The organism is Streptomyces sp. NPDC045695, from assembly GCF_056432025.1.
In genome coordinates this window covers 364,951-374,209 of record NZ_JBWKJU010000001.1, presented here as the reverse complement: position 1 = coordinate 374,209, position 9,259 = coordinate 364,951, and the positions used below count along the sequence as shown (strand labels likewise).

General features: G+C 75.3%; 6 protein-coding genes. 5 read left to right on the top strand and 1 reads right to left on the bottom strand.

Features of this window, described 5'->3' with window-relative positions; all coding sequences use genetic code 11:
* Positions 1 to 539: 539 nt before the first annotated feature.
* The 5 genes from AC07DU_RS01715 to AC07DU_RS01695 all read left to right on the top strand — a co-directional run bounded on the left by AC07DU_RS01715 (position 540) and on the right by AC07DU_RS01695 (position 6,770).
* Complete coding sequence (locus tag AC07DU_RS01715) at positions 540 to 1,766, top strand: glycosyltransferase (protein ID WP_479109039.1); 1,227 nt, start codon at positions 540 to 542, stop codon at positions 1,764 to 1,766.
* 246 nt (positions 1,767 to 2,012) lie between these two features.
* Positions 2,013 to 2,519, top strand: a complete 507-nt coding sequence (locus AC07DU_RS01710) for a DUF6643 family protein (RefSeq protein WP_479034730.1) — start codon at positions 2,013 to 2,015, stop codon at positions 2,517 to 2,519.
* Positions 2,520 to 2,568: 49 nt separating this feature from the next.
* A complete protein-coding gene (locus AC07DU_RS01705; protein ID WP_360899340.1) occupies positions 2,569 to 3,393 on the top strand; it encodes an MOSC domain-containing protein in 825 nt (274 codons plus the stop codon).
* Positions 3,394 to 3,562: 169 nt separating this feature from the next.
* Positions 3,563 to 4,162, top strand: coding sequence for an Rv1733c family protein (locus AC07DU_RS01700; RefSeq protein WP_479109036.1), 600 nt, complete (start codon positions 3,563 to 3,565; stop codon positions 4,160 to 4,162).
* Positions 4,163 to 4,325: 163 nt separating this feature from the next.
* The gene (locus AC07DU_RS01695) at positions 4,326 to 6,770 is read left to right on the top strand and encodes a right-handed parallel beta-helix repeat-containing protein (RefSeq protein WP_479109034.1); all 2,445 of its coding nucleotides are present in this window, start codon (positions 4,326 to 4,328) and stop codon (positions 6,768 to 6,770) included.
* Here the strand turns inward: AC07DU_RS01695 and AC07DU_RS01690 are convergent.
* Positions 6,721 to 9,111: a hypothetical protein gene (locus tag AC07DU_RS01690; RefSeq protein WP_479109032.1), complete on the bottom strand. Its 2,391-nt coding sequence runs from the start codon at positions 9,109 to 9,111 to the stop codon at positions 6,721 to 6,723. The two genes, AC07DU_RS01695 and AC07DU_RS01690, sit on opposite strands and share 50 nt — an antisense overlap.
* Between the last annotated feature and the right edge of the window lie 148 nt (positions 9,112 to 9,259).

Here is a 9,259-nt window from a genome sequence, read left to right as displayed (position 1 = left end):
GTCAGAGCCGCGCGCCAGGAACCCTGCGGGACTCCCCCCGGGCACCTCCCACCAGGCCGCAGGCCGGGAACCCTGCCGAGCTCCCCAAAGGCACCTCCGACCAGAGCCGCGCGCCAGGAACCCTGCGGGACTCCCCCCGGGCACCTCCCACCAGGCCGCAGGCCGGGAACCCTGCCGAGCTCCCCAAAGGCACCTCGGACCAGAGCCGCGCGCCAGGAACCCTGCGGGGCTCCCCGCAGGCGCCTCCCACCAGGGCCGTGGGGTGGGGACACTGTGGGGGCTCCCCGCAGGCGCGGCGAACCAGCCACCGCCGCAGTCTCCGACCCCGCCAGGGTTCGCAAGCCGAGGAGAGCCCCCACAGGGGCACCGCCCCACCCGAAGCCACGCCCAGCCCCGCCGGCGTTTGAGGCGCGGCCACCGGGCCGCACCCGACCACCACGGGACGGGTCCGCCCCGCACACACCGCCACCCCGCCACCCCGCCACCCCGCCGGGAGGCAGATGCGCGACACACCCCACCCACCCCGGCACACTGCCGCCATGGGCCCCCTCACCGCCGCCTGCGCGGCCTACGCCTCCCTCGCCGCCTGGCTCTGGCTCACCTTCGCCCAGGGCATGTTCTGGCGGACCGACGTCCGCCTCCCCCCGCGCACCGCCCCCACCCACTGGCCGTCCGTGGCGATCGTCGTCCCGGCCCGGGACGAGGCCGAGGTACTGCCGCGCAGCCTGCCCTCGCTCCTCGCCCAGGACTACCCCGGCGAGGCCGCGATCGTCCTCGTCGACGACGGCAGCACGGACGGCACCGGAGAGCTCGCGCTCCGCCTCGCCCGGGAACACCCCGGGCTGCCCCTCACCGTGACCTCCCCCGGCGAGCCCCCCGCAGGCTGGACCGGCAAGCTCTGGGCACTCCGGCACGGAATCGCACTCGCCCGCGGCGCGCAGCCCACCCAGCCCGACCACCTCAGCCAAGCCCACCCCCACCCCCACCTCCACCCCCGACCCGACTACCTCCTCCTCACCGACGCCGACATCGCGCACGAACCCGACAGCCTGCGCGAGCTGGTCGCCGCCGCCACCTCCGCCGACCTCGACCTCGTCTCCCAGATGGCCCGCCTGCGCGTAGCCGGCCTCTGGGAGCGGCTCGTCGTACCGGCCTTCGTCTACTTCTTCGCCCAGCTCTACCCCTTCCGCCGGATCAACCGCCCCGGCGGCCGTACCGCGGCGGCGGCCGGCGGCTGCGTCCTGCTGCGCACCGAGGCGGCGGTGCGGGCCGGGGTGCCCGACTCCATCCGCCAGGCCGTCATCGACGACGTCTCCCTCGCCCGCGCGGTCCGCCGCTCGGGCGGGCGGATCTGGCTAGGGCTGGCCGAGCGGGTGGACAGCGTCCGCCCGTACCCCGCCCTCACCGACCTGTGGCGGATGGTCTCGCGCAGCGCCTACGCGCAACTGCGCCACCAGCCCCTCCTGCTGGCCGGGACGGTCGCCGGGCTGGTGCTCGTCTACCTCGTGCCCCCGTCCGCCCTCCTGGCGGGCCTCGTGACCGGGCACCCCGCCGTCGCGTGGGCCGGCGGCCTCGCCTGGCTGCTGATGTCCGGCACGTACGCGCCGATGCTGCGCTACTACCGGCTGCCGATCGCGCTCGCGCCGCTGCTTCCGTTCACGGCGCTGCTGTACCTCCTGATGACCGTCGACTCGGCCGTCCAGCACTACCGGGGCCGGGGCGCGGCCTGGAAGGGCCGTACCTATGCCCGGCCGAGCGACGCCTGAAACGGCGAACTGCTGCCCGAAACAAGGTCATCCGAGGTCACGGCGTTGTGACGCTCCGTCAACACCAAATCGGTGCACCACGCAACCGGTGAGCACGAGTCGGGCCAAGGTGGGGTGGAAGTGGCGAATCGTGCACGTGAACGTCAAGTGAAAGCTGTGGCCCTGACCTGCGAATATGCAGGTCAGGGCGGTGTTGACGGAACCTCGCTATGGACCCGGTGAAGTCGTGGGCTTAACTTAGGTCCCATGACCTCCCCCCGCTCCACTTATGGCGGCGGTTACTACTCCGCGCCCTCCTTCCCGGACACCCCCATCTACGACTCCCTCGTCGCCGAACGCGGCACTCCGCAGATCGCCCCGATCCGCGTCCCGGCCGCCTACGACTCCCCGAGCGCCGGATATTCGAGCGGTGGGTACCTGCCGGCCCTCGCCTCGGCGCTGCCCGCGCTGCCGCCGGCGATGCCGCAGCAGCAGGCCCCGGCGTACGGGTACCCGTACCAGCAGCAGGCCGCTCCGCAGCCGATGCCGCTCCAGCACGCCCCCGCGCCGTACATCCCGCAGCAGCAGCCGCTCGCCGCCCGCGGGGGATACGTACCGCAGCCCCAGCCGCAGCAGCCCCGCCCGGTCGCGACGGCCACCGGGTACGAGGCCATGCGCCCGGCCGCCCCGCGTCCGATGGCGGTGCCCGCGCCGGTGCAGGGCGCCTCGTACGAGGACCCGTACGGCCGCCCCTACCAGGGGCGTGGTTACTGACCGGCCCACCCACGCACGGCGCACCGGGGCGGGCTGGCAGGATGCTCCCATGTCGAACTTGCGCGTGCAGGCCCTCCACGTCCATCCCGTCAAATCGGTAGCGGGGACCGCTCCCGACGAGGTGGCCGTGGAGCCCTGGGGGCTGTCCGGAGACCGGCGCTGGGCGCTCGTCGACGCCGAGGGCGCGGTCATGACCCAGCGCCGCCACGCACGGCTCGCCCTGGCGGCGGCCCGTCCGCTGGACGGCGGCCGGATCGCGGTGTCGGCGCCGGGCATGGCGGAGCTGGTGGTGGAGGTGCCCGAACCGGGTCCGCTGGAGCCGGTCACCCTGTTCGGGAAGAAGGTGGAGACCGTCGTCGCGGCGAGCGCCGCGGCCGACTGGTTCAGCGCGTACCTCGGGGTGGAGGCGCGACTGGTGCACCTCGACGATCCGGCCGTACGCCGTCCTGTGGATCCGGATTACGCGCTGCCGGGCGAGACGGTGAGCCTGGCCGACGGCTATCCGGTACTGCTGAGCACCCTCGCCTCTCTGGACGCGCTCAACTCGCTGATCGCGCGGGGGGACCACCCCGAGGAGGGGCCGCTGCCCATGAACCGGTTCCGCCCCAACGTGGTGGTCTCCGGGGCCGAGGCGTGGGCCGAGGACGGCTGGCGGCGCATAGCGATCGGCGACGCCGTCTTCCGCGGGGCGCGGGAGTGCGGCCGGTGCATCGTCACCACCACCGACCAGGAGACGGCGGAGCGGGGCAAGGAGCCGCTGAAGACCCTGGCCCTGCACCGGCGGATCGGCAAGTCGCTCACCTTCGGACGGCTCTTGGTGCCGGTGCGGCTGGGCACGGTGCGCGTGGGCGACGAGGTGCACATTCTCGACTGACTGCCCGGGCTGAGGCCCGGGCAGGCGAGCAGCCCCCCGGAATGACACCTTCGGGGGGCTACACGTCCAGGTTGGAACCAACCGGCACGACCAAGCCGTTGGATCAGTCAGGACGGGTGGACAGGCGGAGACTGGCCGAGGCAGGGGGAGCCGGACTGTGCGGACAGCAATGGGTTTGTGGCGTTGGCGGCGCAATCCGCTGCGCCGGCCGACCGATCTCTTCGAGGCGTGGGTGGCGTTCGCCGCGCTGGTGTGCGTGGTGGTGGTGGCCCCGACGGTGGGGTGGGTCGCCGGGCTGCGGGTGGACGGCACGCTCCAGCGGGCCGCGCAGGCGCAGCGGCAGGAGCGCCACCTCGTTCCGGCCGTGGTGGTCCGGCCGGCGCCGGAGTCGGCCGCGGGCGTGTCCGCCGACGCCTCGGCGCAGCGCACGGCCCCGCACCGTACGCAGATCGTGGCCGTGTGGACCGCGCCCGACGGCACGAGCCACGAGGGCACGGTGCCGGCCGCGGAGGAACCGCCGCACCCAGGCGACCGGTTCCGGATGTGGACCGATGCCCACGGCCGGGTGGTGGGGCAGCCGCTGGACCCCTCCGCCGCCGTCTTACACGCGGGGACCGCGGGCCTGGCCGCCGCGATCGGTGTGGCCGCGCTGGTCGAGACGGTCCGGCGGCTGGTCGTACGAAGGCTCATGCACAGGCGGTACATACGTCTGGACCGGGCGTGGGCGGCCGCGGGCCCCGACTGGGGCCGGGCGGGCGCGGGCAGTTGACCTGGCACCCCGTGGGCTCCGCGCGCGCTACGGTGGGGCCGCCGGACCGGTCACTCCCGCGGCGCCAGTGGCTTCATCGCCTCAGGGCTTCGGGGGCTGAGGTCTTCGGCGGCCGGTGGTCGCATCGGCAGCGCGAGTACGAGAGTGGGGGCACGACAGCACCATGGTTCAGGGCACGGTCCAGGTGACGCACAGCGGCTCTTCGCGGTGGCGGCGCCGCTCCGGTGACTATCCGACGCTGACCGCCGCGCTCGCCGTGGCGGGCGACGGAGACGTGCTGTCCATCGCTCCCGGCACCTACCGGGAGAATCTGGTGCTGCACCACGCCGTCACCCTGCGCGGGCCGGAGGGCGGCCTGGGATCGGTGCGCATCGCTCCGCTCGACGGGATCGCGCTGACAGTGCGCGCCTCGGCCGTGGTCCAGGACCTGTATCTGGAGGGCCAGGACCGGGCGGCGCCCGCGCTGCTGGTGGAGGACGGCTCCCCCGAGCTGACCGACCTGCGGGTGAGCACCCGCTCGGCGGCCGGCATCGAGGTGCGCGGCTCCGGGGCCCGGCCGCTCGTGCGTCGGTGCACCGTGGAGAATCCGACGGGCGTGGGCATCGCCGTACTGGACGGTGGCGGCGGGGTGTTCGAGGAGTGCGAGGTCGTCGCCGCCGGGCAGACCGGCGTCTCGGTGCGCGGCGGCGCCCGCCCCCGGCTGGAGCGCTGCCGGATCCATCACGCCACGGGTGCGGGCATCGGGGTCACCGGTGAGGGTTCGGGACTGGAGGCCCTCGGCTGCGAGGTGTACGAGGTCCAGGGCACCGGGGTGCAGATCGCCGCCCGCGCCGCGGCCCGGCTCACCGACTGCGCGGTGCACCGCACTTCCGCCGACGGGGTCACCCTCGACACCGACGCCGTGCTCACCCTGGCCGGGTGCGACATCCACGACATCCCGGAGAACGCGATCGATCTGCGGTCCCGTTCGGTGCTCACCCTCAGCCGCACCACGGTGCGCCGGTTCGGCCGCAACGGCCTGTCCGTGTGGGATCCGGGCACCCGGGTCGACGCCGAGTCCTGCGAGATCCACGACAGTACGGGGGACTATCCGGCGGTGTGGATCAGTGACGGGGCCACCGCCTCCCTGGACTCCTGCCGCGTGCACGACGTCCCGGACGCGCTGTTCGTGCTGGACCGGGGATCGCGGGTCGACGTGGTCGACAGCGACCTGTCCCAGGTACGCAACACCGCCGTCTCGGTGAGCGACGGCGCCACCGCGCAGCTCGACGACTGCCGGATCCGCGAGGCGGCCACCGGCGCCTGGTTCCGCGACCACGGCAGCGGCGGCACCCTGGCGAACTGCACCATCGACGCCGTCCAGACCGGCGTGATCGTCACCAAGGGAGCCGACCCGTCCCTGGAGCGGTGCACGGTCACCTCCCCCGCCGAGGCCGGTTTCTACGTGTCGGCGGGCGGGCGCGGCACCTTCACGGCCTGCCGGGTGACGGGCAGTTCCGGTTTCGGTTTCCACGTGATGGACGGCTGCCGCACCACCCTGACGCGCTGCCACACCGAGCGCTGCGCCCGCGGCGGGTACGAGTTCCCGGAGGACGGGCCGGTCGCCGAGGAGTGCACCAGCGACGAGTCCGGTCCGCGCCTGGCGGCCCAGTCGCCCCCGGGCGGCGCGGGCGCGGGGGCGCAGGCCGGGATCCGTACGGCCACCGCCGCCCAGAGTGCCGTCGCGGCGGCCCCTGTTTCCGTACCGCGGCCCGCGGACCGGTCCGGGGAAGCCCCGCCGGCGCCCGTTCGCGATTCCGGTGAGATGCTGGAGCAGCTCGACGCGCTGGTCGGACTGGAGAGCGTCAAGCGCGAGGTGCGCGCTCTGACCGACATGATCGAGGTGGGCCGGCGCCGCCAGCAGGCCGGCCTCAAGGCGGCCTCCGTGCGCCGGCACCTGGTGTTCACCGGCTCCCCCGGCACGGGCAAGACCACGGTCGCCCGGCTGTACGGGGAGATCCTCGCCTCCCTCGGGGTGCTGGAGCGCGGGCACCTCGTCGAAGTGTCCCGGGTGGACCTGGTCGGGGAGCACATCGGCTCCACGGCGATCCGTACGCAGGAGGCCTTCGAACGGGCGCGCGGCGGGGTGCTGTTCATCGACGAGGCGTACGCGCTGGCCCCGGAGGACTCGGGCCGGGACTTCGGGCGCGAGGCGATCGACACGCTGGTGAAGCTGATGGAGGACCACCGGGACGCGGTGGTGGTGATCGTCGCCGGCTACACGGCCGAGATGCACCGCTTCCTGACCGTCAATCCGGGCGTGGCCTCCCGGTTCTCGCGGACCATCACCTTCGGCGACTACGGGCCGGAGGAACTGCTGCGGATCGTGGAGCAGCAGGCGGAGGAGCACGAGTACCGGCTCGGGGAGGGCACGCCGCAAGCGTTGCTGACGTACTTCACCGAGCTGCCCAAGGGGCCGGCCTTCGGCAACGGCCGCACCGCGCGCCAGACCTTCGAGTCGATGGTGGAGCGGCACGCGGGGCGCGTGGCCCAGCTGTCGGAGCCGAGTACGGACGAGCTCACCCTGCTGTTCCCGGCGGATCTGCCGGCGCTGCCCGCGCCGTGCTGACCGACTGACCGGGCACGCTTCCGGTTCCCGCGGGGCGGGGCACCCGGGCCGGGGCGGGCGTGGCCAACCGGGCGAGCAGGGCGTCGCGTTCCGCGGCGAAGGCCGGATCGGCCTGGTAGTCGCCGTGGCCGAGGATCGGGGCGGGCAGCGGGTGGCGGGCGCTGCGCCCGTAGGCGATCGGGTCGGGGAGCGGGCCGCGGTCCACGCCAGCCACCGCGCCGGGCAGCGCCGGCCCGCCGATGGGGTCGGTGGCCCGCCACAGGTTGCGCCAGCAGTCGAGCTCGCCGTGCAGGGCGGTGAGCGGCCCGGGTCCGAAGTAGGCGGGGAACCAGCGGCCGTAGAGGCGGCCGAGCGGGGAGCCGTAGGTGAGCAGGGCGACCCGGCCGCGGACGGGCGGCGGCAGCTGCCAGACGGCCGCGGCGGCGAGCACGCTGCCCTGGGAGTGCCCGGAGATCACCAGGCGGCCGCCGGTGCGGCCGGTCCAGCCGGCCATCCGCCAGGTCAGGTCGGGGACGGCGCGCTCGGCGTAGCAGGGCGGCGCGAAGGGGTGGGCGGCGCGCGGCCAGAACGTGCCGACGTCCCACAGGATGCCGATGGTCCGCCGGGCGGCCGGGTCCCGGTAGGCGCGCCGGCCCCAGGTGACGAAGACGGCGACCCCTAGGCCTATGAGCCAGGAGCCGGCGTCCTCGGCGGCGCGGGCGGCGCTCTCCAGCAGCGGCTGGGTGCCGCGGGCCGCCTCCGCGGGGACCTGCCCGGTGAGCCAGGCTCCGGCGAGCGCGCCCGCGCCGAGCAGCAGGGTGATCCCCGAGACGGCCGCCACGAACCAGGGCGCGGAGTCGGTGAGCGCGGCCGCGGTCCGCGCCCCGGCGATCCGGCGGCTGCGTGCCGGGTCGGGGGTCTCCCCCGGGTATTCGCCGGCCACGGCCTCGGCGAGACGGCGCCGGGCCCGGGCTCCGCGCACCGCGAACCATGCGGCGAGCAGGGCCAGTACGAGGAGCAGCGGGGGCAGCACAGCGGCCTGCCAGGACAGCAGCACGGGCGGCCCGGGCAGCGGGGCGCCGGCCATGCCCGGTGTGGCCCCGCCGTCCAGCCAGTCGGCGACGCGCTGGGCCAGCCCGCCGGACATCACCCCGCCGAGCGCGCAGCCCAGCATGGCGACGGCGGGCCCGCCGAGGCCGTACAGGGCGGCCGAGGGGTCGGGGGCCCTGCGGTACAGGGACGAGGCGACGACGGCGAGGGCGAGGACGCACACGCCCTGGCCGAGCATGAGCACGCCGAAGGCGAAGTCCCCGGGCAGGCGCCCGGCGGAGCTCCACGCGGGGCGTGACCAGCAGGCGTACAGGAGCACGGCGGTGAGCAGGGCTAGGGCGGTGCCGGGCAGCAGGCTGACGGCGGCCCGGTCGAGCCGGTGGTCGGGCCGGGCCTCGGTGCGGCCGCGCCGGCAGACGACCCAGGCCACGCTCAGCGCCCCGGCGGCGAGCAGGACGTGCACGGCCCAGCCGAGGGCTTCCAGGACGGGGGCTCCTGCCCGGCGGTCCTCGCGCAGGGTGGGCACGGCGACGGCCACGGCGACCGTGAGCAGCCCGGCGGCGGTGTGGGCGGCGCGGAGCCGGGCCACGAGCCGGCGTCCGTACCAGAACCCGGGTCGGCCGAGTGCGGGCGCGGTGTCCGATGCGGTGTCCGGGTCGGGGGCGCCTGCGGGCGGCGGCTGGGACTCGTAGGCGCTCCACGTCCGGTTCGACAGGAACCAGAGCAGCCCGGTCAGGCCGGCGGGGACCAGCGCCCCGAGGGCCAGGCGGCGCCCTGGCTGGGCCCACCAGCCGGCGCCGGGCGCGAGGAAGTCCAGCCAGGAGCGGGAGCGGGTGCAGGGGGCGTGGCCCGCGCACTGCCAGGCGACGAGGTCGAGCGCGACCTCGCAGGCGGCCGCGATCAGCAGCACGGTCAGGCTGAGGGAGAGGACCCGTACGAGGACGCCGTACGTGCGCACCGCGCGCGGGGCGGGCCGGGCGGCGGACGGGGCCGGCCGGGCCCAGTGCGCGAGGTTGGCCACCATGAAGGGCAGGAGCAGCAGCCACAGGGCGCGGGCGCCGTTGCCGGAGGTGAGGCGCGACCAGCAGTAGGCCTCGGGGACGGGCCGCCCGGCGTACCGCTCCGGGTGGGCTTCGGCGTCGGCGTCGTCGGTGCGGCGGAAGACGGCCGCGGTGGAGTCTCCGGTGACGCGCACGGTGCGCGGGTCTCCGAGCAGTTCGGCGGGGGCGGCGCCGGCGACTCCGTGGACGAGGAGTTCGAGGGCCAGGGGCGGCGGTGGCGCCGGCTGCTGCGGCGCGGGCGTGTCCGGCACTGGCGGCTCCGTTCTGGGGGACTCCGGTCTCGCGGAACTCCCGTCTCGGGGCTCTGCGTTCTCGCGGAACTCCGGTGCCGGGGCTCTGCGTTCTCGCGGAACTCCGATCGCGGGGAACTCCGGGACTCCAGCATCCCGCCCGGCGGGG